Genomic DNA, 25301 nt, shown 5'->3' with positions numbered 1-25301 from the left:
GCACAGCAAAAAAGCGCGGCAGGGTAACAAAATGCTGAAAGGGGTTATTTGATCTGGATTAAGTTTTGATAAAAAAAGCCCGGCACAGGCCGGGCACAAGGTTGCAGGACGGTTGTCCTTATCACGCTAATTCGGTTTATTCACTTGCTGTTGATAGTTATACGCGTAATACACCACAGGGATCACTACCAGCGTTAAAATAGTTGAAACCAGTAATCCGAATATCAGCGATACTGCTAATCCACCAAAAATCGGATCATCCAGAATAAAGAACCCGCCCATCATGGCGGCGATGGCGGTTAAGGCAATCGGCGTGGAGCGCACTGCGGCCGCTTCGATAGTGGCTTGTTGTAAATCTTTACCGGCCGCCACCTGCTGCTGAATAAAATCCACCAACAAAATGGAGTTGCGCACAATAATGCCCGCCAGCGCGATCATGCCGATCATCGAGGGCGCAGTGAACTGCTGCCCCAGCAAGGCATGGCCGGGCAAAATACCGATAATGGTCAGCGGGATTGGCGCCATAATAATCAGCGGTACCGAATAAGAACGGAACTGCGCCACCACCAGCAAATAAATCATAATTAGCCCCACCGAATAGGCAATGCCCATATCGCGGAAGGTTTCATAGGTAATCTGCCACTCACCATCCCATTTCAGACTCCACTGGTAAGGGTTAGCAGGCTGCGCGGTATAAAATTGTTCAATGCCGTTGTTGCCAGCTTCAAGCTCAGCTTTATCCAGTGCTGCGGCAATCTCAAACAAACCATATAACGGGCTGTCGGCTTCACCAGCTGCATCACCGGTAACGTACACCACCGGCAATAAATCTTTGTGATAAATCGCCTGCTCACGCTCTGCTTTGACCAGACTGGTCACTTCCGATAACGCAATCAACTCGCCACTGGCAGCACGGATTTTAAGGTTTTGCAGTGCCTGCAAATCACTTTTACTACTGGCGGGCAAAGTTAAACGCACCGGCAGCGGATTTTTGCGCGTTTGGCTATGCAGATAAGAGCTGTCTTCGCCGGCAATTGCCGCCTGCACATCGGCCACAATACTGGCCTGATCCACACCCAGTTTTGCGGCTTTGGCTCGGTCCACCACCAGTGTCCATTTAGCTTGCGCCGCTTCGACGCTGTCATCCACATCCACCACATCCGTGGTTTGGGCAAATACCGTTTTTATTTTCGCCGCGATGGCTTGTTGTCTGGCGTAATCCAGCCCGTAAATTTCAGCCACCAGTGGCGCCATTACCGGCGGGCCGGGCGGCATTTCCACCACTTTAACATTGGCATGGTATTTTTTAGCCGTTGCTGCAATTAACTGACGTGCTTCAAGAGCGATGTCGTGGCTTTTACGCGAGCGCTCAGATTTGTGCACCAGATTCACCTGAATTTCGCCCATATTGGCGCCGCTGCGTAAATAATACTGACGCACCAAACCGTTAAAGTTAATCGGCGCGGCCGTGCCTGCGTATAACTGATAATTTTTCAGCTCGGGCAATACACTTAAATCAGCCGCCAGTTGCTGCATGGCCGCATAGGTTTGTTCCAGCGAGGTGCCTTCCGGCATATCCACCACCAGTTCAAACTCGCTTTTGTTATCAAATGGCAGCATTTTCATGATCACATCTTTGCTCACCACCAGTGCCACCGACACCCCAATCAGTAACAAAATACTCAGCAATAACCCCACACGTTTGCCACGCCCGGCGCGGGCATTTAAAAACGGGCTGAGGATTTTAGTGAATAAAGCCTGATAACGCGGCCCTTTTGCCTGAGACTCTGCGGCCTGATGTTCTTCTGCATGCAGCTTAGCGTTTTTAAATAAACGCAGGAATAACCAGGGAGTAAAAATAAAGGCCACCGCCAGTGAAATTAACATGCCAGTCGATGCATTAATCGGGATAGGGCGCATATAAGGCCCCATTAAACCAGACACAAACGCCATAGGTAATAAGGCGGCAATAACAGTAAAGGTCGCCAGAATAGTCGGCCCGCCCACTTCATCTACCGCTAGTGGAATAGCTTGTTTAAGCGTTCGTCCGCCCATGGTCATATGGCGGTGAATGTTTTCCACCACCACAATCGCATCATCCACCAAAATACCAATGGAAAATATCAGCGCAAACAACGACACGCGGTTAAGGGTAAAACCCCACGCCCACGAAGCAAACAAGGTAATTGCCAGGGTAACAACCACTGCCAGCCCCACCACAAAGGCCTCGCGGCGACCTAAGGCAAACAGCACCAGTACAATCACCGACAGTGTGGCGAAAATCAGTTTTTTAATCAGGGTCTGTGCTTTTTCTTCGGCGGTCTGACCGTAATTCCGGGTAATGCTGATATTGATATCATCCGGGATCACCACGCCTTTTAATTGCTCGATGCGCTCAATCACACCGGCAGCCACATCCACTGCATTTTCACCGGGCTTTTTAGCCACGGTCAGGGTGACTGCCGGATATTGCTGCGCCGGATTTGCGCCCTTATCAGCATGACCAAAAGCCACATATTGCGCAGGTGTGTTGGTGGTGAGTTGTACCCCGGCTACATCACGCAAATACACGGGGGCGCCCTGATAAACGCCAATAACCAGCGACGACACATCATCCACTGAGGTTAAAAACGTGCCGACCTGCAACTGCACGCTTTGGTTGTTTTTGACCAGTTCACCGGCATTGGCCGAGGCGTTGGCACTGGCCAGTGCATGGCGCACATCATCTAAGCTCAGCTGATAAGAACTTAAACGTGCTGGATCAAAATTGACTTTGACCACCGATGATAAACCACCAATCGATTTAATCTCGCGGGTACCTGCCACCCGTTGTAATCCGGCTTCGACGCTGTGCGCCACATTGAGTAAATCGGCAGCCGTCAGACCCGGATTTTCGCTCCACAAGGTCGCACTGACGACAGGCACATCATCAATACCTTTGGGTTTAATCAATGGCTGCATCACCCCAAGGTTGTATGGCAATCTGTCCTGATTGGAATAAAACGCATTGTACAAACGCACGATGGCATCGTTACGCGCTTCACCCACTTTAAAACGCACGGTGAGTACACTGAGCCCGGGATACGTAATGGAATAGACATGCTTAACCCCCACCAGCTCCGAGACAATTTGCTCAGACGGCGTGGTAACCAGCGATTCCACTTCCTGCGCGGTGGCGCCGGGATAAGCGATAAATACGTTAGCGAACGTCACATTAATTTGTGGCTCTTCTTCACGCGGGGTAACAAAGATGGCAAACAAACCGAGCAATAATCCCACCAGTGCCAGCAATGGCGTGATTTCAGTGGTGAGAAAGGTTTTGGCGATGCGACCCGAAATTCCCAATGGCTTTTCAACAGACATAATGGCTCCCTACTGCGCTGCCACAGACGATTGCTTGTAGATGGCTGCTGCCTGAATCACATCGCTGGCGATTTGATCGTTTTCAGCAAGGCCACTTTGCACCACCACCTTATCACCCATGGTTTTACCCAAACGAATATAACGAAACACCAGTTGCTGCTGATTGATGACATATACTGCGCTGACTTCACCGCGCTGTGCCACGGCATTTTTGGGGATCACAAGCTGTTGTTCCGTGCCGGTCACAAACGCCACTTTGGTTAATGAACCAGGTAATAACGACACATTGCTGGCATTTTGCGGGATCTCCACCAGCGTTAAAAAGCTGTGTGAACTGGCATCAGCACTGGGTGAAATACGCAAATCGGTAGATTCAAGCATGCTGCCATCGGCCAGCATAATCTGTGCTTTACGGTATTTACGCACCGCCTGAATACTGTTTTGTGGCACATTAACCCGAATACGCACGTCAGCTAAAGACACACCTTCCAGCAAAGGGGTGCCAGGGGCAACCGTTGCGCCCACATCCACCAGGCGACGCACTAAAATACCACTGTAAGGAGCAATAACCTGGGTATATTGCAAACGCTGTTTTGCATCGCTTAACGCCGCTTCAGCTGAAGTGACTCTGGCCTCTGCACTTTGCTGCGCCGCTTTTACCTGATCAAATTCCGCTTTAGATACCACACCCTTTTTAAACACATCGGCAATACGGGTTAACTGTGCATCGGCTTCGGCAAAACGTGCCCTGGCTTCGTTAACTTGTGCCATTGCAGAATTAACCGCAGCTTGTTGTTCTTCACTGGTGATTTGTGCAATCACATCCCCGGCGTTGACCTGATCACCCACATCAAAAGGCAAAGCGGTTACCCTGCCACTGGTTTGTGCCGATACCACAGCGCGGTTAACCGCTTCTACTGTGCCATCCAGTTCAATTTGCTGTTCTGTGTTTTGGCTGGTGACCGCAACACCAGACAGTCCCGTTAAGTCCATCGGCGTACTTTGCCGGGCTGGAGTTTGTTCACCACAGCCAGTAATTAACAGCAAACTACTTAAAACCAGTGCCAGAGATTTCATTCCAGTTCCTTATTTTTTGTCAGTTGCACAAAATGCCATACCCGGTTTTACCCCGAGTTTACTCAGGATAGTTGCCAGCGGACAGAAACCGGTAAAAGAGGCCTGCAATAAATTCACACCAACAAAGGCGGTAAACCACAGCCAGTTCGCTGAATGCAGTTGTGCCAAAATTAAACTCGCCAGCACAAAAGTACCAGCAAAACGAAACACCAATTTATCAACGTTAGCAGACATAAGATTACTCCTTAATATTGCAATAATGCTGGCGCAGCACATCAATTACCGCAAGCGCAGGTCCAGGCTGAATACGATAAAAAATATTCTGCGCATCACGGCGCGACAGCACTAAGCCATCTTCTCGCATGCGCGCCAGATGTTGTGACAGTGCCGACGCAGATAAAGGCACGGCGTCCAGTAATTCAGTCACCGACATTTCTCCGTCGAAACTTGCCAGAGTGCAAAGCACTGACAAGCGATGCTGATTAGCCAGGTTCTTTAGCAAGCGCACAGCATCGTACGATTGCTTATCAAAAGTGGAAAAATCAGTTTGAACGCCACTTGCCATAATTCACCTGCACACTACTAATAAATATATTAGCAAATACTTAATTAAGATAAATATTAATTAGATTTTACTAAAATACAAATATTATTTTGCTGAAGACTTACCCAAATGCTTAGATCTTTGATAATTATAGAAATTTAATTACAAATTGATTTGAATGTTTAATGCGTAAAAATCTGGTTTAGATAAACTAAACCGTTATTCTGCTTTAGGACTCAATAAATACTCGATGGATATCAGTAGTCAGCTACTTTTCTTTTTCAGTGCACTGGGCGTTTTTAACGGCTTACTTTTGTCTGCTTACCTGTTTTTTAAACCGCAAGCGACTGTATCTAATCGCCTGTTGTCCTTGCTGCTCTTGATGGTGAGCCTGCGTATTGGCAAATCGGTGTTTTTCTATTTTTATCCGGATCTGTCAAAAGCTTATCTGCAAGCAGGGTTGTCAGCCTGTTTTCTGATCGGGCCTTTTCTGTATCTGTATTGCCGATGTGTGCAGGCTCAGGGACATGTTAGTCGTACCACTTACCTGCTGCACCTGATAACACCTGTCGTTGCTGTTGTTGGTTTAGGTATCGCTTTTCCTTACCAAAGTTATCCGCAGCAATGGGGTGATATTGCCTACAAATTCATCAATTACTTTTGGCTGTTTTATATCGTTATGAGCACGGTGAGCTTATGGCCTTTATTACGTGCACGGGTGACAACACAAACCAGGTTGAATCACCAACAAATCCTATTGGTGACGGTATGGGCCGGAACCAGTCTGATTTGGCTAAGCTATTTCACTTCGTCATTTACCTCCTATATTGCCGGTGCACTGAGTTTTTCTTTTGTGTTTTATCTGACGCTAATCATCACATTGTTTAATTTTAAGCAGCCTAAAACAGCAAAATACCAGCATAAGAAAATCGAGATGTCCGACGCGCAAAATATGCTGGAAAAAATGGACAATCTGATGCAACAGCAGACGCTTTATTGTGATGCCAATTTCACCTTGCCCAAACTTGCAAGCTTACTGGGTTTATCTGTGCCCAAAGTGTCGCAGTTGTTAAATGATAATAAACAGGTGAGTTTTAATGACTATATCAATGCCTTGCGCATTGATGCAGCTAAACAGCAATTGTTAGTCAAACCCGCTCTGGGAATGGAGCACATTTACGAAGCCTGTGGATATAACTCGCAATCGACATTCTATACTGCGTTCAAAAAATTCACGGGCACCACACCGGCGCAATTTCGTAAAAATACGCTTAATAACAAGAGTTCAGAGTCTGTAAAAACTTCGGAATTATAATTTCGTAATACGAAAATATAGTGTGATAAAAGCTTTAAAATAAAAGGTTGTAGCCTGTTTTTCTCTTTTTATGATGAGGAAAACACAATGAAAACCTTCACTTTAATTTTGGCTTTTTTTATCAGTCTGTTTAGCCATATTTGTATGGCGCAATCTGACCAGCAAGCCATTAGCGACACACTTAACGATTACATTCAGGGCACCTCTTTTAATGACCAGTCACGGATAAAAAATGCCTTTCAGTCTGATGCCCTATTGCACCTGCAAAAAACCGATCAGGCAAACTGGGTGGTCAAAGCCAGTGACTATATCGGTTGGTTTAAGGAAGAGAACAAAGGCAAATTTAACGGACGTATTGGCGAAATACTCGATATCGATATTGCAGGTAATATCGCCACAGCCAAAGTGGAAATACTGGTTCCGGCAAAATCGTTGCGTTATACCGATTTATTTTTGTTAAAGAAACTGGATAAACGCTGGCAGATCATTAGTAAATCCGCCAGCAGCGATACCAGCAACCGTAACGGTAAACGTATTTTATTTATTGCTTCCAGCGCTTACTTTCACGGTGAAACGCAATTACCCGCTGGCGTGAGTTTTTCTGAAATAGTGATCGCTTACCATACCTTCAAACAAGCCGGTTACACGGTGGATTTTGTTAGCCCCGATGGCGGTGCTTTGCCACTGGCTTATATCAACACCTCAATGCCACTGCATAAACAGTATTTATACGATAGCGACTTTATGTTTGCGATTGGCAACAGCAAAACACCACAACAAATCAATCCGGCAGATTATGTGGCGGTACACTATTTAGGCGGCACTAATGCCATGTATGGCGTCGCCGACAATCAGCAGATTCAGGCAATCAGTATGGCGATTTATGAACGGCACGGCGGCATTATTTCATCGGTGTGTCATGGCACGGCAGGCATAGTGAATTTGCGCACGCAAGATGGGCAATATCTGGTGTCGGGCAAACGCATTAGTGGCTACCCCGAAGACTATGAAAATCAGTCCAAAGCTTATTTTGCCCAGTTTCCGTTTTTAATCAAACAAAGCGTTGAGCTACATGGCGGTACCTTTTTGTATTCCCCCAGAAATACTCCGCATGTGGAAGTGGATGGTCGCATCGTTACCGGGCAAAACTATCTGTCATCACAGGCCGTGGCTGAGCAGATTATTCAACTTCTGGAAAAATAGCCTTTTTCCGGTTCACTCACTGAGCCTGCAATCAACGGCAGATTCAGCAGGTGTCAAAATACGCCGGCCACCAGGTCGGCGAACTCAGGCCAGTAAGCTGATGGTTCTACGAAAACGGGTCAGCGCAATGACAAAAAAGGCCGAGGCAATCAGCAACAGTGCCACCAGCTGTGGCCACACTACATCAATGCCAGCACCGCGGTACAAAATAGCCTGGGATGCCATCACAAAATGAGTATTGGGTGCCGCCAGCATAATGATCTGAATTAATTCCGGCATACTTTCTCTGGGAGTCATACCGCCTGATAACATCTGCAATGGCAGCAATACCAAAATCATCAGCAAGCCAAATTGCGGCATTGAACGCGCAATGGTGGCCATAAAAATACCCATAGCAGTGGTAGCAAATAACTGCAATGCCACACACAATACAAACAACAATTTGGAACCCTCAATCGGTACCTGCAACCATGTTTCAATCACCCCCACCAGGGACAAGCTGGTCGCTAACGTAACAATCAAACCGGTTGACCAGATTTTTGAAATCATGATTTCGCCCGCTGTCACCGGCATCACCAACAGGTGTTCTACCGTGCCATGTTCCTTTTCGCGGATTAATGCCGCCCCGGCCAAAATGATAGAAATCATGGTCACTGCATCAATCAGTTCCATCACCGAACCAAACCAGAATTGCTCTAATCCCGGATTAAAGCGCGCGCGTAACACCAACTCAACCGGCAGAGGCTCATTGCTGCGGTATCCCGCCAGATATTCACTAACCTGCGAACTAATAATTTGGCTGATATAACCATTGCCGGTAAATGCCTGACTCACACGCGTGGCATCCACACTTACCTGCACTGTGGGTTTCCTGCCTGCCATTGCGTCTTTTTCAAAGTCCGGTGGAATATTCACCACAAAAGTATATTCACCGGCATCCAGCACCTTATCCATATCCTGTAATTCAATTAACCTGGGCGGCATAAAATAAGGCGGGTAAAAACCATCAATAATGCGCCCCGAAAGCTGTGAGTGGTCTTCATCCACAAACGCAATCGGTGCTTTGTGCAATGTCTCGGGCAACGCCTTGGCCGAGGTATAAATGTTAAGGGTGAATACAAACAGGATCAGCACCAACATAGTTGGATCGCGCCACAGGCTCCAGATTTCCTTAATACCAAGGTAATAAATATTTTTAAGTTTACGCACCTTAACGTTCCTGTTTAGGTAAAAAGAGTACCGCACAATACATAACCACCGGCACTGAAATCAGAATGGGCACTATTGCAAAGCTGAGATCCTCAAACCCCAGACCTTTGCTGAATACTCCACGACTAACCAACAGGAAATAACTGACCGGGTGAATTTCACCAATCAGTTTACCTGCGCCCTCCAGTGCCGAAACAGGTGTGATCATGCCTGCAAACTGCACCGCCGGTATCATGGTGCCTATAGTCGATAGCAAAATCGCAGCTATCTGACTTTTGGTAAACACTGAGGCCAGCAAACCAAAGCCGGTAGCGAACAAAATAAATACCAGCGCAGTGAGTGATAAAGTGAAAAAGCTGCCAACCACCGGCACTTTAAACAACAATATGGCCATGGCCACCAGAATAAAAAAGCTGATAAACGAGGTAAAAATATAGGGCAGCTGTTTACCCAGTAAAAATTCCAGCCGTTTTACCGGCGTCACATACAGGTTAACAATGGAGCCAAGCTCTTTTTCACGCACAACCGACAAGGCGGTTAACAGCGCCGGAATCATCAGCATCAACATAGGCATCATGGCAGGAACCATGGCTATCAGGCTGACCACATCCGGGTTATAACGATAACGGGTATCGATATTCACCGCGCCAGCTAACGACACCCCGCTATTCATCTGACGTACCTGCTGAGCTAACCATGAACCATGAATACCCTGCACATAGCCCTTGATAGTTTCGGCGCGGGAAGGCATCGAACCGTCAATCCAGGCTGCTACATCAACCTGCAAACCTTTGGATAAGTCGCGGCCAAAACCGGGCGGGATTTCAATCACTAACGACAGCTCACCACTGCGCATACGCTGGTCGAGTTCGTCGTAACTGTGCACTTGGGGATGCTCAATAAAGTAGCGTGAGCCAGACATATTCAGGCTGTAGTTTTGGCTGAGAATGGATTGGTCACGATCAAATACCGCAAAGGACAAATCCTCCACATCCATGGTGATGCCGTAGCCAATAAACACCATCAGTAGCATACTACCGAGAAATGCCATGGTCAGGCGAATTGGGTCACGCAATAACTCCAGTGATTCACGCTTAGCAAAGCTAAGCATGCGCCGCCCACTGAAAAAACGCGATACTCCTGGGCTTCGCTGCGTTTCACTATTTGTCAGAACAGGATTTTGCTCACTGACCGTTTCGTCCTGATGACAAGTGGCATCCTGCAAAAACCCGATAAAAGCCTCTTCCAGGGAATCGGTTTGTTTTTGTTGTTTAATTTCCTCTGGTTCAGCACTGATCAACACCTTACCTTCATGCATTAATGAAATACGGTCACAGCGCGACGCTTCGTTCATAAAGTGGGTGGAAATAAAAATAGTGACGTGATCATTTCTGGCCAAATCCACCATCAATTGCCAAAAGTTATCCCTTGCTACCGGATCGACACCGGATGTAGGTTCATCCAGTATCAGTAGCTCGGGTTTATGCACCATGGCGACCGCCAGTGATAAACGCTGGCGGATACCCAGTGGCAAGTCGGCAGGTAAGGCATGTAAAACATCAGTGAGAGCAAAACGCTGCGCCATCTCATCCACACGCCCGGCGATGGCATGTTCAGCCACGCCAAATAAACGTGCATGCAGCACCAGATTTTGTATCACCGTTAGCTCGCTGTACAGCGAAAATGCCTGCGACATATACCCCACCCGCTTACGGGTATCCACATCATCGGGGTCGAGCTCATTACCAAATAACCACGCCCGGCCCGCTGTTGCCGGTAACAGCCCGGTCAGCATTTTCATGGTGGTGGATTTACCACAACCGTTTGAGCCCAGAAAACCAAATATCTCGCCACGACGAATGCTAAAACTGACATTATCCACCGCGGTAAAATCGCCAAACTTCATGGTTAAACCATCAGCCGCAATAGCAATATCCTGCTCATTTTGCGGATTAAATGGCGGCACCACCACGGGTTTGTAATTAGCACGCAAATTCTGCGGCAACAAATGAATAAACGCAGCTTCCAGTGACTCAGTGCCAGTTTGAACCAACATTTCGTCAGGCGTAGTTGTAGCCAAAATCTGTCCGGCGTTCATGGCAATTAAATAATCAAATTGCTGTGCTTCATCCATATACGCGGTGGCCACCAGCACACTCATTTGAGGCTGTTGCTGACGAATACGGCCAATAAGCTGCCAAAACTGACTGCGCGCCAGCGGATCAACCCCGGTGGTGGGTTCATCCAAAATCAACAGCTTGGGGTCGTGAATAAGTGCGCAGCACAAACCGAGCTTTTGTTTCATACCACCGGATAACTTACCTGCCGGGCGTGACAAAAAACGATACAAACCGGTTGCCTGGGTCAGCTCGTCAATACGTCTGCGTCGCTCAGCTTTATTATGTCCAAACAGTTGCGCAAAGAACTGCAGGTTTTCTTCCACCGACAAGGTAGGATACAAATTTTTACCCAGCCCCTGAGGCATATAGGCGATATCAGAACAGATTTTTTCACGGTGTTTTTTATCACGCATATCACCTTGCAACACCATTAACTGTCCGTGGGAAACCGCACGTGCACCGGCAATTAACGACAACAAGGTGGATTTGCCCACGCCATCAGGCCCAATCAAGCCAACCATTTGGCCGCTGGGTATATCCAGCGAAATATTATCCAGCGCCTGTGTCTGACCGTAGGTCACAACCAAATCACTGGCACAAATGACACTATTCATGGGGCAACCGGGGCAGGAACATCATCTGGCCAGATAGCATTGTCAGCTAACTTGACCCAGGCACGTCCCGGCAAGCCGGTTTTGACTTTCTCGATATGTTTTTTTAGCAAGGCCGGAGATATTTTGGCTTTGACCCGGAACATCAGTTTTTCGCGTTCGCTGGCGGTTTCCACTGTTTTGGGAGTAAATTGCGCCACATCGGCCACATAGGAAATTTCTGCCGGAACCGACACACCCGGCAATGCATCCAGCATAATACGCACTTCCGAACCTATGGTTAACTTACCCGCATCGGCGGCGGGCAGAAAAAAGGTCATATACACATCGGTTAAATCCACCAGACTTAATACCCGGCCACCGGCTGCAACCACTTCACCCGGCTGAACAACGCGGTATTGGATACGACCATCACGTGGGGCGATCAGAGTTAAATCCTGCAGTTCAGAATCGATTTGCGCGACTAGCGCCTCTGCCGCATCCACTGCTGATTCAGCCGACGTAACTTGCGCTTTAGACGATGCAATGGTGGCATCGGCAGCCGTTAATCTGGCTTGCGATGCTACCACCGCAGCTTCAGCACTGGCCACGGCTGTTTCATTATCTTCTGCGATTTGCTGTGAGACAGACCCACTTTCAACCAGAGATTCAGTGCGATTAGCGCGACTTTTTGCCGCTTTTAACTCAGCTTTTGCCTGGGCTAACGCAGCGGCTAGTGCCGCCTTTTCACTCTCGCGCTGGGTCACCAATGTTTGTGCGGTGGCCACCGAACTTTGTGCCTGACGTAACTGGGCGTTGGCCTGTTTAAGCTGGCTATCTAACGTGGCTGAGTCCAGAAACGCCACTTGCTGACCGGCGTTAACAAAATCGCCCTCATTCACCAGAATTTGTTTAACCCGCCCCGCGGTTTTAGCCGCAATGCCGATTTCAGTAGCCTCAATCCGGCCGTTGCCACTGGCCACGTCCGTTTGCTCAGGTTGTTCCAGAAAAACCTTGTATCCCACTATCGCAACCAATGCGACGATAGCTAACCCCAACAACCATTGTTTCATCGGACAATTTCCTTGTAAAAAGATTACGTCAGTAAACTGTTTTTATTTACTTACCAACATATAAAATTTATACGCATTATCTCACCACAATAAAAAACAATTACTGAACTGGATCAATAGCGACTGCACTTTTCAACAGATTGAATTTGCTGTTGCAATCAGAGCGCGATGATATTAGCAGTATATTTTTACAACAGTATGTAGGGGTTTTATACAAAACAGTGTCAATAGATCTACAAAAATTCCAACTAGCGCTGGCCTGTATGGGCGCTTTTTGTTATTAGTGCCGCATACTTTCACCATTTTCATGGATGTCATGCACAGCATTTTAATCATTGATGACAGAGCGGATGTCAGGGCTTCATTGCGTTTTTTACTTGAACAGCATCAGTATCAGGTCAGCGAGGCAGATAACCCGTTTGCAGCGCAATCGACAATGAAACAACAACTCCCCGAACTGATTTTGCTGGATATGAACTATTCGCTGGATACAGTCTCCGGGCAGGAAGGGATTGGCTTTTTAGAGTGGTTACAACAGCAGGAACACAGCATCCCGGTGATCCCGATGACGGCCTGGAGCAATACCGCGTTAGTGGTTAAAGCCATGCAACTGGGCGCCAGAGACTTTATTGAAAAACCGTGGAATAACGCCCAGCTGATTAATCTGATAGAGCGTCAGTTAGAGCTATCTGCGCTTAATCAGCAAAACAATAAACTGACACAGCAGCTGGAAGCCAGCCATCAAAGCGGTTATCAGTGGCAATCACCTGTGATGCAAACCTTGCTTACTCAGCTTGCTACCGTGGCACAAACCAATGCTAATATTTTACTCACCGGCCCCAATGGTTGTGGTAAAAGCGAACTGGCAGTATTTATCCACCAACAATCAGGCAAACCACTGAGTTCACTGGTGCAGGTGAATATGGGCGCAATTGTCGAATCGCTGTTTGAAAGTGAAATGTTTGGTCATGTTAAAGGTGCTTTTACCGATGCCAAACAGCAGCGCATAGGCCGCTTTGAACTGGCTGAAAACGGCTCGCTGTTTTTAGATGAAATTGCCAATATGACTTTATCGCAGCAAGCCAAGCTATTGCGGGTACTGGAATCTGGACAATATGAATCAGTAGGTTCCAACCAAACAAAACGAAGCAACGCGCGAATTATTTCTGCGACCAACTGTGATTTAGCCAGAGCAATTAGTGAGGGGCAGTTCCGACAGGATTTGTTTTACCGCTTAAATACCATGACATTTGCCATTCCACCGCTATCGGAACGCACAGAGGATATTGTTCCGCTGGCACAATATTTTATAAAAACGCACGGGCAAAAATATCAACGCGCTGATTTGCAGTTAACAGAGGCGGCAATCCAATCCCTGCAAAACTATAACTGGCCGGGTAACATTCGTGAAATGAGCCACAGTATTGAGCGCGCGGTGTTACTCAATACCAGCGGTATGATTGATGCGACTGATTTAGCTCTGGTTCCTGACCAGAGCAGTAATGCAATTAACGTGATGCCACTGGATCAGGCCGAGCAAATGTTAATTCGCAATGCACTTAAACAAACAGGTAATAACGTCGCAGAAGCTGCTGAATTACTGGATTTGAGTACCTCTGCGCTGTATCGACGAATGGAAAAATATGCGCTCGGAAAAAGCTAGTTCACTGGAGCACTATCTTGCCTGGCGACTGGGAATTCTTTCGCTGCTCATGGTAATCGCTGTCAGCACCATGGTTTATTTGCTATCCCACAACCTGGGATTAAGTGTGACAACCTTTATTTTCAGTGCACTGCTGGCGTTGTTGATCAGTCTGCAAATAACCAGCACCGTAAAAAGTGGTTTTAAACGCGCTACCATCCAGTTAGACGCGATTAGTGAAGATAACTTTGCCCACGTCGTAAAACAGCAATTTGAACATGGTATTGTCGGGCAGTTTCATAGCCAGTTGCAGTTACTAAGTGAACAATTACAAACCCAGAAAAGCCGTTATGATCAGCATGTATTTTTGGTGTATCAGCTGATTTCACAACTGGGTATTCCGGTGCTGGTGTTTAATCATCAGCAACAACTGACCTTTGCTAACGAATCCTCACATCTGCTATTTAACCAGCCGTGGCAAAGTCTTGTTTATTCAACGGCTAATGCACTCGGGCTGAATAAAACCGACCAATGGCGTTTTAAGCAAGGCGATAATGGCTGGAAAATCCGCTCCAGTCAGTTTATCGAAGAGGGTGAAACTCAGGAGTTGCTGATATTTATCGATATCCAGGCCGAACTTAAACAGCAACAAATGCTGGCGTGGCAACAAATTGTGCGGGTGTTGTCCCACGAAATTGGTAACAGTCTGGCGCCGGTTTCCTCGTTGGCACAATCACTCTCCAGCGAAATAAATGAGCAACGACAATTGAGTGCACTAGCGCTGATTATCGAACGCTGTGAACATTTACAACAGTTTGTAGGCAACTATGCCAGCCTGAGCAAGGGCATACAGTTGCAACCAGACACCTTTAAAAGCCAGGCTTTTTTCAGTGGCTTAGCCGAACTCTACCCTGAAGTTAAACTGGGTTTAAATATTCAGCTTGAAAACATCTACGCTGACCAGACCTTATTGCAACAGGTGTTTATTAATTTGATCAAAAATGCCATTGAAGCTGGCGCCAGCCAGCTTACGCTAACGGTTGACATGCAAAATCAGCAACAACAGTTTGAGCTTATTGATAATGGCAATGGCATACTCAATGACGAAAACCTGTTTGTCCCTCTTTACACCACCAAAGTCAGCGGTCAGGGCATTGGTCTGAGCTTTTGCCAGAACGTCATTGAGCAACAAGGCGGGTCAATCAGCTTAAAAAACCACCCTGATGGTGGTGCGGTCGCCACTATCGGCTTACCACTCAAACCGCAATAACATTCCCATAATCGCAAAAACTCTTTTTCGAAATCGAAAACTCACTGCGAATGAATATTCCCGCAAAATCATAACTTATTGATATTTATCGTCTTATTTAGTTGGCACACTATTCGCTATAGAAGCATATACCGCTTCACCAAATGACCGAATAGTAACCCAAGCACTATGGATAAACTGAAAATACATGCTGCACCGTCCATTCATAGCAAACTACGCCTGTTGCTGCTTAGCACGCTGGTGATCAGTGTATTTGTAATACTCACGGTTATGTTCAGATCCAGCTTGCATACAGTGGAAATTAAGCGGACAGACATTCTGATTGGCGAAGTAAAACAAGGCACCATGCAGCTGAATATTGATGGTTTTGGTGGTTTGTATTCACCCGAGCGTCAGTTATTAACCGCAGTGAATTCAGGAGTGGTCACTGAAATATTGCATCAGCCAGGTGACCGTTTAAAAGCTGACGATATTATTCTGCGCTTACGTAATCCGGCATTAGAGCAGCAACTGAAAACAGATCAGCAAAATCTGGCTTCTGAGCAGGCCAATCTGCGTAAACTGATGGTTGAGCAAAAGCGCGAAATGCTCACCGAAACCTCAAAACTAACGGAATTAAAATCACAACTTGAGATCGCCAGTTTAAAACGTCAGTCCAAGCAACAACTGCAAAAACAGGGCATCATTTCCAAACTGGAATTTATTGAAACCCAGCTCGAAGAAAAACAACTCATCAACAACATTGCCCTGAGCCAGTCCAAAATCAGCCAGCTAAAAGATATTCATAACGAATCAATTAACATTCAACAACTGAAAATCAGTCAGCAACAAGACAAGGTTAATACCAGTCAAACGCTGCTGGAGGACATGAATGTAAAAGCCACTCAAGCAGGCATATTACAAACATTACCGGTGGAACTCGGTCAGCGCATCGACACTGGCATGGAAGTGGCGTCTGTTGGTCGCACCGATAATTTAATCGCCCGAATCAATATTTCACAGGTGCAGGCTGCGCAAATTAAACTCGGTAATCCGGCTGTGGTCAGTATCTGGCCGGACACTTTCAGCGGCAAGGTTCTGCGGGTTGATCCTTTAGTGAAAGACAAAATGGTGATGGTGGAAATCGGTTTCGACCAGCCTCTGCCTGACAGTGTTAAACCCAATCAGGATGTGAACGCACAAATTACCACACAGACTATTGAAAACACCCTGTTTGTGAAACGTCCGGCTAATTTGCAAAGTGGTGAGACTGTGTACTTATATCGACTCAATGACAACTACCAACAAGCCCGTCGCCAACGCCTGACCCTGGGTGAAATGAGCAGTAATCTGGTCCAGATCGTCAGCGGTGCCAGCGCAGGCGAACGATTTATTATTTCTGACCTGAATTACCTCGATAACGACGTGATTTCAGTACATTAACAGGGAGTGATTATGACAACCGCACAAATTCGACTTCGTCATGTAAGCAAAGTGTTTGAAACCCAAACCATGGAAACTCATGCTCTGCGCGATATTTCACTAACGATTTATCAGGGTGACTATGTGGCTATCACCGGGCCTTCCGGCTGCGGAAAATCCACTTTGCTGTCAGTACTGGGATTACTCGATTCTGTCACCAGCGGCGACTATGAACTGGATGGGGTAAATCTGGCACAGGTTTCACTCGACCAGATGGCACAAATGCGTAATCTAAAGCTGGGCTTTATCTTTCAGTCATTTAATTTGATCGATGAATTAAGTGTACTGGATAACGTCATACTGCCATTGCGTTACGCCGCCAAACCGCTGAGCAAAGATGAAATGTACCAGCAGGCCAAAGCCTGTTTAAACAAAGTCGGTTTGTCACATCGTGAAGATCATAAACCCAATCAATTGTCAGGCGGACAACAGCAACGCGTAGCCATTGCTCGTGCATTAGTGACTAACCCGGAGGTGCTGTTGGTGGATGAACCTACCGGTAATCTGGATTCCAAATCAGGCAATCAGGTAATGCAGTTACTCGGTGAGCTGAATCAGCAAGGTACCACTATTTGTCTGGTCACCCACGATTACCGTTATGCGGATATGGCAAAACGTAAATTGCAGATGCTGGATGGCGCCATTCTGACCCATCCAGTGGAGGAAACCGCATGAGATTATTCCTCTATCAGTTGTATCAGGCAGCACTCACCCTGAAACGTAAACCAGGCCTGGTAACCAGCGTAGTAATCACCATGGGGCTCGCCCTTGGTGCACTGCTCACCACTTTAACCTTGTATTATGTGTTAGTGCTTAAACCCCTGCCCTATCCGGATCAGGAACGGTTAGTATTCGTGGATATGCAGGGCAGTATCGAAGTGCCACAGCGTGACTTTACCTACGAGTTCAATAATGTGGGCGCATTAATGAGCTTGTACAAAAACAAGCAGCAGTTTGAGCAAACCGCCATGGCGACCTTTGGCAGCGATATTCTGGTTAATTCCACCAATGCACACATGACAGAGCTTGCCTATGTTTCGCCTGAATGGCTGGATATCTGGGGAGCCAAAATAATCCGCGGGCGCAACTTCAGTGAAAGCGAAGCGATCAACCTGCAAAATCCAGTTGCGGTGATTAGTTACGACTTATGGCAACGTGAATTTGCAGGCAGTGAAGATATTCTGTCGAAATCAGTTACCTTTAGTGGTTCTAGTTTTCGCATTGTTGGCGTGGTTGAACAAAACCATATTGCCCCTCAATTGAATAAATACGGGCAAACGCCCGAATTGTGGTTGCCCTGGGGATTTAACTTTCTAGCCACCAAATACATTGGCATGAATCTCTCCCCCTGGAACAACAATTACACTGAACACAAAGTATTTGTGGTAGGAAAAATCAAAAAAGGCAGCAGCGCAAAACAAACCAGCAATGAAATAACCAGACAACTCAAAATTGACTGGCTGGAAAAAGCACCACGCCAACTGGCACCGGCAGATATAGCTGTACCACTGATCGCAATGAAAACCTTTATCACCGGCGACCAGCAACAAACCTTATACATGCTGTTGGCAGGGGCACTGGGTTTGTTAGCCATTGCAATTACCAATATCACTAATTTGTTTTATTCACGGTTATCCGAGTTGCAGTTTAATTTAGCGGTACAGGCGGCCGTGGGTGCTCAAAAACGCCATATTTTCAGCGCAGTATTATCCGAAATGGTTGTGCTAATGGCAGCATCGTTACTGCTGGCGATTGGTTTATCACAGATGGGCATGCTGGCAATCAAATATTTTCTATCATCTGAGCTGCCCAGAACCACCGAGTTTAGCATCAACTGGTTTACCTATTTAACCGCGATAGGATTACTGGTGATGACGTCATTTTTGTTTGCCTATCTTGGTACACGCAAAATCAATTATGCCGAGCTCAACCGGTCACTGATTGCCAGTGGTAAAGGGAGTGGAGTACAAGTCACCAAACGTAGCAGATTGGTTTTAACCTCAGTACAGGTTGCCTGCGTTACTACATTACTGGTGATTACCCTTAACCTGTTCTATAACAGCTATCAGGTGATCACTGAACCAGTGGATATTCAGCTCGAAGACCGATATTCGCTTACCCTGTCCTTTGATGGACGGCAGCGTCCGAATGAAACGGAAGTAGCGCCATTTAATCAGGAATTGGTGCAGCTATTTAGTCAACAACCTCAAGTGCAACTGGTTACTCAATCAACCTCCTATTTATGGCAATACGGTGCAGAGACGCAGTTTAAATATAATGGGCTGGAATTCCGCACCTCCATACTGGCTGCAGGCAAGGACTATTTCAAAATATTGGGCCAGCCTCTTTTAGCTGGAGAACCATTTTCACGCACAAACTATATATTTGTATCAGCACCTTCCGATCAGGACCTTATTCCTAATTTTGACAATCGACAAATCATTATTAACGATGTTCTGGCTCGACAATTATCGCCCGAAGGTGAGTCTCTGGTAGGAAAAATACTGCCTATTGGCACAGTCAAAGGTGTGGTTAAAGCGGTACGTTTACCCGGTGAACATACTACTCAACCAAGGTTTTATCAGACGATATTGGCACAACGAACCCATTTTCTATTTCAGTTTAAACCGGGGCAGACCTTAAGCAGAGCACAGCTGGTGTCGCTAATTAGCAGTAAAGATCCGCGTTGGACCGTACAAAAGTATTTTTCATTGCAGCAAAAAAAGGATGAATTGGTCTTTACCGATACCGCAATTGCCTGTGTTACCGCCATTATTGCAGCATTTACCGTCTTTTTAGGCGCCGTGGGTATGTACGGCATGTTCAGTTACAGCGCCCGATTACGTAAACGTGAAATTGGTACACATAGCGCCATGGGAGCAACCAGCAAACGCATTATAGGCATGATGCTATCAGACAATCTGATGGCAGTATGCATTGGTGGGGCCGTAGGTACTTTTCTATTGTTACTCGGCAGCTATTTAGTGTTTGCTGATTTAGACAGTTTGTTAACCTGGCAGTCGCTTTTCTCGATTGTCATTAGTGCAGGCGTAATTGCGCTAATAACCTGGCTCGCAACTTATTTACCTTTGCGTGAATACATTACTCGTCCGCCCATTTATTGCTTGCGAATCGCCGATGAATAACAGCCTGAAATACTGGGAGGATTGACATAATCGGCGCACCTTTTAGCAATGAAGTACGCCGACCCGCCATTTTTAGTTTTGGTTGCCGTTGTAGCTCTTATTGGACCGTTCCACCCCGATAAAGAGCTGGCAACCTTTTTTTATTTTTATCAGTACCACACGCTATTGCAAGTAATATCAATTAAATACATTGCATCTAATAAACATATAGCAATGAACAGAATTCAGATTCAACTCTGATTTAGTGCTGAAACGACGGGCCAGAGTAATATCCGGCTTCCTGCATGATATGTTCAACAATATTTTGTGAGTCCATCAATCCTTGCTCAACCGAGATTTGTCCTTTTAAAATTTGCTGGACCTTAAGCCCAACCTGATAACCAATAGCCGGAAACTCTGGGATGGCAACAAACTGATCGGCAATGTCGTTTTCATTCCCAAAAGGCAGGGTTTGAATCGCACTGGCAATAAAATCATTAACCGGTAAGCGGCGCATGGTATTAGTTTGATAAGTTGATTTGCGGGTTCCAGAGGGAATGGTTACATCATTTCCTTTAGCGACGGCCAGCTCGACAAACTGCCTGGAAGTCATCCATGCAATAAAGTCTTTAGCTGCAGTTTGATGTGTTGACGATTGTGGAATAGCCATTGCCCATGTCCAAAACCAGTGACTAGGATGTGATGCAGATACAAACGGAGCTGGAGCATAGCCTATTTGTTCACTATCGATTGCAGTATTTGTCGCAAAAACTTTACCTGCAAGCGAAGTTGCGTCGATAAATATACCCAGCTTCCCCTGTGCAAACAAAGATTGGTTTTGTTGCCAGCCATTATCAGCAGCATCTGGCGGACCATATTTTTTTACAATATCGACATAATAAGTCAGTGCATTTTTCCATGCTTTGGTGGTCAGTGTCGGTTTCCAGTTTTGATCAAACCAATGTCCACCAAATGCATTAACCAAAACCGAAACAAACGCCATATTCTGCCCCCAACCGGGTTTACCTCTTAAACCTATACCGTAAACGCCGTTGGCAGGATCATGGATGGCTTTGGCGTAAGTTAAAATATCCTGATAGGTCGGCCTGGCCGCCATCTGAATTCCGGCTTTTTTAAACAAATCCTTTCGGTAAAACGTCATATCCGTTTCTGCAATAAAAGGTAAAGCAAATTGCTGGCCTTTATAAGTCAGAGAATGCCTTACACTGGGGAAAACGTCCTGCCAGTCATAATTATCCGGAAGATTGTTTATCGGAGACAACCAGTGTTTTTTACTCCATACCGACGTTTCATATGCCCCCAGCATAGCCACATCAAACTGGCCGTCCGAAATCGCAAAGTCAGACAACAACCTTTTTCTTAAGGTATTTTCCTCTAATATTCTCCATTCAATATCAATGTCGGCATGTTGCTTTTCATATTCTCGGGATAGCGCCTGCGCCAAATCAATATCATTAATGTCTGCTGCTGCAATAACGATACGCTGTTTGTCCTTGTTTACCGGAGGGTGGCGATAAAAACCATGCTTTTCCATAATTCGCTTTAAGCCACCATTATTAATCAGCGAAACCAAACCCTGATTAAAGCTGTTAACCAACTGCTGATGGTCAGGTTTTTTATTTGAAAAACCAAGATAGAACGACAGATCAAATAACGGAGGACGAATAAATTCCAATTGGCCGATTAAATGAGGCCGGTAGTTAACCATTAAATCAGCAGCATTGTATTTATCAATAACCGCGATATCGATTCTGCCATGAGCCAGCAAATCAAGATTTCGCAGTTCTTCGGTCACATAAACCTTTTTTAAGTCGGTCGAATGGTCAAATTCGGGGCTTACTGCGACTTTTCGCACCACCCCAAAAATATATGGGGATAACTGCTGTAAAATATCGTCAAGTGAATCCTGTGCGGTAAATGAGTTTGGGATGTCACGCTGTTTCTTTTTCAGAAAACCCAACTGCGCCCCGGGAAATGGTGAAGAATAAGATAAAATATCTTTATCCTGGCCATCAAATCGCACTGGAGCCACTGCATCTACTTCCCCGACTTCTGCCAGATATTTGGCTCTGGCGGGTGGATAAAACCCAATATCAACCTGATAGCCTTTTTCAGCAAAGGCGGCCCTTATCAGTTCGTTAACATATCCCTTGTCCGGTAAGTTAATCCCTGTATAGGGTTCCTTTTCCATAGAGGCGATTTTAACAGGTCGTGAAACCCCGCTTTCGGTTTGGGCTATGGTTGTAAAGGTAACCAGTAATCCCATTAAAACCAAACACTTGAATTTTGACTGCATCAGTTTATTTTCTGAAATATTGACCGCGTAAGGTTCAGATTACCCCAGCCCGGACAGGGGGAAAAGCATAACTTTTAATCAGAAAATAATAATAAAAAAGGCCGGAGTGCATGACACAGCCGGCCAACAAGGTACCACACTTGAAAACGTGATTTAGAACTTAGCAGAAATACCACTGAAGATACGGCGACCATAGTTGTAGTCAGATAGCAGTGCACGCTGGCCTGTTTCTGACTGCACAAATGATTGCTGGTTTTCATCAGTAAGATTAAGAATTTGCAAACTTAGTGAGATATTTTCATTCAGGTTATAACTGAAGTTAGCATCCCACTGGCCGTAATCATCGGTATAGCGATCAATATCACGCGATAAGCCAGCAAAATACTCACTGCGATAGCTATAGGATACCCGAGCTAAAATGCCGTCTTTTTCGTAATAACCACTCAGGTTAAACGTATCTTCCGAATTATTCGGCAGCACCGCACCTTCTTCATCTAATTCAGCATCCTGATAGGTATAGTTGGCCTGTGCACCAAAGCCATTGCCAAAATCATGCTGAACATTAATCTCGAAACCTTTATTTGTGCCACCTTCACCGTTGATGGGCGTGCGTAGTTCCATTTGTTCGATGTGATACCCCACGCCTTCTTCATCCAGGACGTTAGTTGAATCATCATTTGGAAGTAACACATTGGCCAGTACCATATCTTCTGTCACATAGGACTTAATATTTTTAACGAAATAAGCCAGTGAAATAATCGATGCATCGGTAAAGTAGTATTCAACCGAAATATCGTATTGGTCAGCTTTGGTTGGATCCAGTTCGGGGTTCCCCTGAATTCCGCCGGTACGTGAATAAATTTTACGGTGTGCCAGTAAGTCGTAATCAGGACGCGACATAACACTCGCCGCGGCAAATCTGACAATAACGTCATCATTTACCGAGTACGACACGTTCAAGCTGGGTAATACATCAGTGTAGTCACGGTCTGTAGTAACCGGTGACTGGGCATCGGCCAGTTTATCACCAGGGAAAAATCCGTCAGGCTTGAGAATATCAAAACCAATACTTTTTTGTTTGGTCTGTGCCACACGCACACCTAAATTACCACGCCATTTATCGGCTTCGAAGTTAGCCTGCACATAAGCACTGGTGACTTTTTCATTCAAAGTCAAAGAATAAGATGGATGCCAGTAACTACGTAAAAGCCCAACTTCGGTAAATGCATTATCCAGTTTGCCAAAGTCAAAATCATATAAATAAGGTTGGGAGCCACCACCCATAAAGTCACTAACCGGGGCACCGGCCCAGCCACTTAAATCAATGGCCTGTACACCAAATCCCGGATACAGACTTTCAAGATACGCTGAGCCACTGTATTCCTCATTATAGGAAAACCACGGATAGTGCTCGTTCAGTTGCACACGGGACGACTTGTCGTGGTCACTGTAACGCGCACCAAAATCAACAGAGGTAAAGATACCAGCATCCAGAGGCATATGAATATCAGTCTGGTAATAGGTTTCCTTTTCGTCATTTACATAGTTTTTATCGGCAATATAAACCCCAACATAGTCCTGCGGTGAGGTTGCCTGAGACAAGGTGAAATCAATCTGCTCATTGCTTACATCAAAAGTGGCTTCAGTTGGCGCTTCAAAATCCAGTGCCCGAATCGAGATCTGACCATCGGCTTTGGTCACACCGGCTTGTGCAGTCAGGCTAAACGCATCGGCATCCCACTCCAGCTTGAGATCGTGCACACGGGTTTTATAGGCACCAGCTTCACGGGTAGTGGTATAACGGGATTCAAGATAGTTACCATAATGATGCCAGCGCGGGTCACTGTTCAGGTCATTGGGGTTAGATGCCAGATTACCCGACGTCATGATATCGCCCTGTAAACTGCCAGTTAAATCAGCGAAGCTGTTTTCACCAACCCAAACACCATTGGCGAATGACGTATTTTCTTTATCTGCTTTTGAGTAAAGATTATGAAATGTCAGCAACATATTGCTGGCTGGCGCATATTGCAGAGTACCGGAAACAGTATTTAAGTCTTTTTCAGCGTTAAAACGCGAGGCATTCACGTTACGCGGTGTGTAATAGGTCAGCGAATCGTTTGAGGCAATATGGTTAAATCCACCAGCACTTAAGCCATCACGTTGCGTGGTGGTTTCTTTCAGTACTGCACCAATATTAAATCCAAACTTGCTGTCGTCATCTTTCCAGCTATAAAAACCTGACAGCGTTGGGCTGTGTTTGCCGGTTGTTTCCTGATACACATCCTTTAACGAAAATGCCATGGTGTTGGCTTCAGAATCAAAAGGATTACGAGTTTTAACAATAACCGTCCCACCTAACGAACCTTCTACCACCTTAGCCTGGGCAGATTTATGCACTTCAAGGGTGTCGATCAATTCTGTGGGTAACAATGAATAATTAAAACCACGGGAGGCGGTGACAATCGAACTACTGGCAGTAGCCGATGCAACATTTTGACCATTTAGCAGTGTTAGGTTCAAGTGAGGTGCAGTACCACGAATACTTACACGATCACTTTCACCTTCTGATTTTTGAACCTGTACACCGGCAACACGTTGTAATGCATCGGCTACAGTCTGATCAGGGAATTTACCAATATCTTCTGCCGATACGGCATCAACAATCACATTTGAGAAACGCTTAATGTTAAGGCTTTTCTGGATTGAACCACGGAAACCTTTTACCTCAATGCGCTCAGTACCTTCCTGCTGTTCTTTTTTATCCTGATCTTGCTCCTGTGCCAGTGCATTACTATTCAGCACCAAGCTGCCACTGAGCACTAAAGCCAGATTAACTGCAACTGCTACTTTCTTCTTTGTAAAGTCAAACATCGCCATCTCTTTTGGAATAATTAATTTATAAATGTAGGTTATTTTTGTAATTTTTTACCCCTTTAGTGATGATAGTGTCAACAACTTTGTAAAATTTTCGTAAAATTAAAGACAAATA

General features: G+C 45.9%; 16 protein-coding genes. 7 read left to right on the top strand and 9 right to left on the bottom strand.

Annotation, left to right across the window (positions count from 1 at the left end; all coding sequences use genetic code 11):
* Positions 1-126: 126 nt before the first annotated feature.
* From H8B19_RS06670 to H8B19_RS06655, 4 genes are read right to left on the bottom strand one after another with little or no spacing between them, the layout of a single operon-like run.
* A complete protein-coding gene (locus H8B19_RS06670) occupies positions 127-3363 on the bottom strand; it encodes an efflux RND transporter permease subunit (RefSeq protein WP_186506025.1) in 3237 nt (1078 codons plus the stop codon).
* A 9-nt stretch (positions 3364-3372) separates the two neighbouring features.
* Entirely contained in the window at positions 3373-4440 is a 1068-nt protein-coding gene (locus tag H8B19_RS06665; protein WP_186506024.1) for an efflux RND transporter periplasmic adaptor subunit, read from the bottom strand.
* A gap of 9 nt (positions 4441-4449) precedes the next feature.
* A complete protein-coding gene (locus H8B19_RS06660; RefSeq protein ID WP_186506023.1) occupies positions 4450-4674 on the bottom strand; it encodes a YgaP family membrane protein in 225 nt (74 codons plus the stop codon).
* 4 nt (positions 4675-4678) lie between these two features.
* The gene (locus tag H8B19_RS06655; protein WP_186506022.1) at positions 4679-5005 is read right to left on the bottom strand and encodes an ArsR/SmtB family transcription factor; all 327 of its coding nucleotides are present in this window, start codon (positions 5003-5005) and stop codon (positions 4679-4681) included.
* A 229-nt stretch (positions 5006-5234) separates the two neighbouring features.
* Between H8B19_RS06655 and H8B19_RS06650 the strand changes: the two genes are divergently transcribed.
* Both H8B19_RS06650 and H8B19_RS06645 read left to right on the top strand, forming a co-directional pair.
* Positions 5235-6299, top strand: coding sequence for an AraC family transcriptional regulator (locus tag H8B19_RS06650; protein ID WP_186506021.1), 1065 nt, complete (start codon positions 5235-5237; stop codon positions 6297-6299).
* Positions 6300-6386: 87 nt separating this feature from the next.
* A complete protein-coding gene (locus tag H8B19_RS06645; protein ID WP_186506020.1) occupies positions 6387-7502 on the top strand; it encodes a nuclear transport factor 2 family protein in 1116 nt (371 codons plus the stop codon).
* Positions 7503-7586: 84 nt separating this feature from the next.
* Here H8B19_RS06645 and H8B19_RS06640 read toward each other — a convergent pair whose 3' ends face one another.
* Genes H8B19_RS06640 through H8B19_RS06630 form a run of 3 tightly spaced genes read right to left on the bottom strand, consistent with a single transcriptional unit; the run spans position 7587 to position 12494 of the window.
* Entirely contained in the window at positions 7587-8711 is a 1125-nt protein-coding gene (locus tag H8B19_RS06640) for an ABC transporter permease (protein WP_338401503.1), read from the bottom strand.
* 1 nt (position 8712) lies between these two features.
* Positions 8713-11445: a ribosome-associated ATPase/putative transporter RbbA gene (gene rbbA, locus H8B19_RS06635; RefSeq protein WP_186506019.1), complete on the bottom strand. Its 2733-nt coding sequence runs from the start codon at positions 11443-11445 to the stop codon at positions 8713-8715.
* Positions 11442-12494, bottom strand: a complete 1053-nt coding sequence (locus tag H8B19_RS06630) for an HlyD family secretion protein (RefSeq protein ID WP_186506018.1) — start codon at positions 12492-12494, stop codon at positions 11442-11444. Before H8B19_RS06630 ends, rbbA begins: the two co-directional genes overlap by 4 nt.
* 316 nt (positions 12495-12810) lie before the next feature.
* Here H8B19_RS06630 and H8B19_RS06625 point away from each other — a divergent pair, with 316 nt between their 5' ends.
* From H8B19_RS06625 to H8B19_RS06605, 5 genes are all read left to right on the top strand, one after another.
* On the top strand, positions 12811-14157 hold the full coding sequence (locus tag H8B19_RS06625) for a sigma-54-dependent transcriptional regulator (RefSeq protein WP_241737512.1): 1347 nt from the start codon (positions 12811-12813) through the stop codon (positions 14155-14157).
* Positions 14138-15406 carry a sensor histidine kinase gene (locus tag H8B19_RS06620; protein WP_186506017.1) on the top strand — a complete coding sequence of 423 codons (1269 nt, stop codon included), beginning with the start codon at positions 14138-14140 and terminating at the stop codon, positions 15404-15406. The genes H8B19_RS06625 and H8B19_RS06620 overlap by 20 nt, the downstream gene beginning before the upstream one ends.
* A 168-nt stretch (positions 15407-15574) precedes the next feature.
* Entirely contained in the window at positions 15575-16828 is a 1254-nt protein-coding gene (locus tag H8B19_RS06615; protein ID WP_186506016.1) for an efflux RND transporter periplasmic adaptor subunit, read from the top strand.
* A gap of 12 nt (positions 16829-16840) precedes the next feature.
* A complete protein-coding gene (locus tag H8B19_RS06610) occupies positions 16841-17542 on the top strand; it encodes an ABC transporter ATP-binding protein (RefSeq protein WP_186506015.1) in 702 nt (233 codons plus the stop codon).
* Positions 17539-20013, top strand: coding sequence for an FtsX-like permease family protein (locus tag H8B19_RS06605; protein WP_186506014.1), 2475 nt, complete (start codon positions 17539-17541; stop codon positions 20011-20013). The genes H8B19_RS06610 and H8B19_RS06605 overlap by 4 nt, the downstream gene beginning before the upstream one ends.
* Positions 20014-20254: 241 nt before the next feature.
* On the opposite strand, the gene H8B19_RS06600 is transcribed toward H8B19_RS06605, so the two are convergent.
* Together H8B19_RS06600 and H8B19_RS06595 are read right to left on the bottom strand one after the other, a co-directional pair.
* The gene (locus H8B19_RS06600) at positions 20255-22309 is read right to left on the bottom strand and encodes an extracellular solute-binding protein (protein ID WP_186506013.1); all 2055 of its coding nucleotides are present in this window, start codon (positions 22307-22309) and stop codon (positions 20255-20257) included.
* A 153-nt stretch (positions 22310-22462) separates the two neighbouring features.
* Positions 22463-25183 carry a TonB-dependent receptor gene (locus tag H8B19_RS06595; RefSeq protein WP_186506012.1) on the bottom strand — a complete coding sequence of 907 codons (2721 nt, stop codon included), beginning with the start codon at positions 25181-25183 and terminating at the stop codon, positions 22463-22465.
* Between the last annotated feature and the right edge of the window lie 118 nt (positions 25184-25301).

The sequence above is a fragment of the Neptunicella marina genome (assembly GCF_014270035.1).
Classification (GTDB): domain Bacteria; phylum Pseudomonadota; class Gammaproteobacteria; order Enterobacterales; family Alteromonadaceae; genus Neptunicella; species Neptunicella marina.
The sequence above is the reverse complement of the archived record's forward strand: the minus strand, read 5'-3'. Positions and strand labels throughout refer to the sequence as shown.

Coding starts and splice junctions, on each gene's coding strand:
- H8B19_RS06610 (WP_186506015.1), top strand. CDS start 16,841: ATGACAACCGCACAAATTCGACTTCGTCATGTAAGCAAAGTGTTTGAA.
- H8B19_RS06665 (WP_186506024.1), bottom strand. CDS start 4,440: ATGAAATCTCTGGCACTGGTTTTAAGTAGTTTGCTGTTAATTACTGGC.
- H8B19_RS06615 (WP_186506016.1), top strand. CDS start 15,575: ATGGATAAACTGAAAATACATGCTGCACCGTCCATTCATAGCAAACTA.
- H8B19_RS06625 (WP_241737512.1), top strand. CDS start 12,811: ATGCACAGCATTTTAATCATTGATGACAGAGCGGATGTCAGGGCTTCA.
- H8B19_RS06630 (WP_186506018.1), bottom strand. CDS start 12,494: ATGAAACAATGGTTGTTGGGGTTAGCTATCGTCGCATTGGTTGCGATA.
- H8B19_RS06605 (WP_186506014.1), top strand. CDS start 17,539: ATGAGATTATTCCTCTATCAGTTGTATCAGGCAGCACTCACCCTGAAA.
- H8B19_RS06645 (WP_186506020.1), top strand. CDS start 6,387: ATGAAAACCTTCACTTTAATTTTGGCTTTTTTTATCAGTCTGTTTAGC.
- H8B19_RS06620 (WP_186506017.1), top strand. CDS start 14,138: ATGCGCTCGGAAAAAGCTAGTTCACTGGAGCACTATCTTGCCTGGCGA.
- H8B19_RS06650 (WP_186506021.1), top strand. CDS start 5,235: ATGGATATCAGTAGTCAGCTACTTTTCTTTTTCAGTGCACTGGGCGTT.
- H8B19_RS06660 (WP_186506023.1), bottom strand. CDS start 4,674: ATGTCTGCTAACGTTGATAAATTGGTGTTTCGTTTTGCTGGTACTTTT.
- rbbA (WP_186506019.1), bottom strand. CDS start 11,445: ATGAATAGTGTCATTTGTGCCAGTGATTTGGTTGTGACCTACGGTCAG.
- H8B19_RS06655 (WP_186506022.1), bottom strand. CDS start 5,005: ATGGCAAGTGGCGTTCAAACTGATTTTTCCACTTTTGATAAGCAATCG.
- H8B19_RS06600 (WP_186506013.1), bottom strand. CDS start 22,309: ATGCAGTCAAAATTCAAGTGTTTGGTTTTAATGGGATTACTGGTTACC.
- H8B19_RS06670 (WP_186506025.1), bottom strand. CDS start 3,363: ATGTCTGTTGAAAAGCCATTGGGAATTTCGGGTCGCATCGCCAAAACC.
- H8B19_RS06595 (WP_186506012.1), bottom strand. CDS start 25,183: ATGTTTGACTTTACAAAGAAGAAAGTAGCAGTTGCAGTTAATCTGGCT.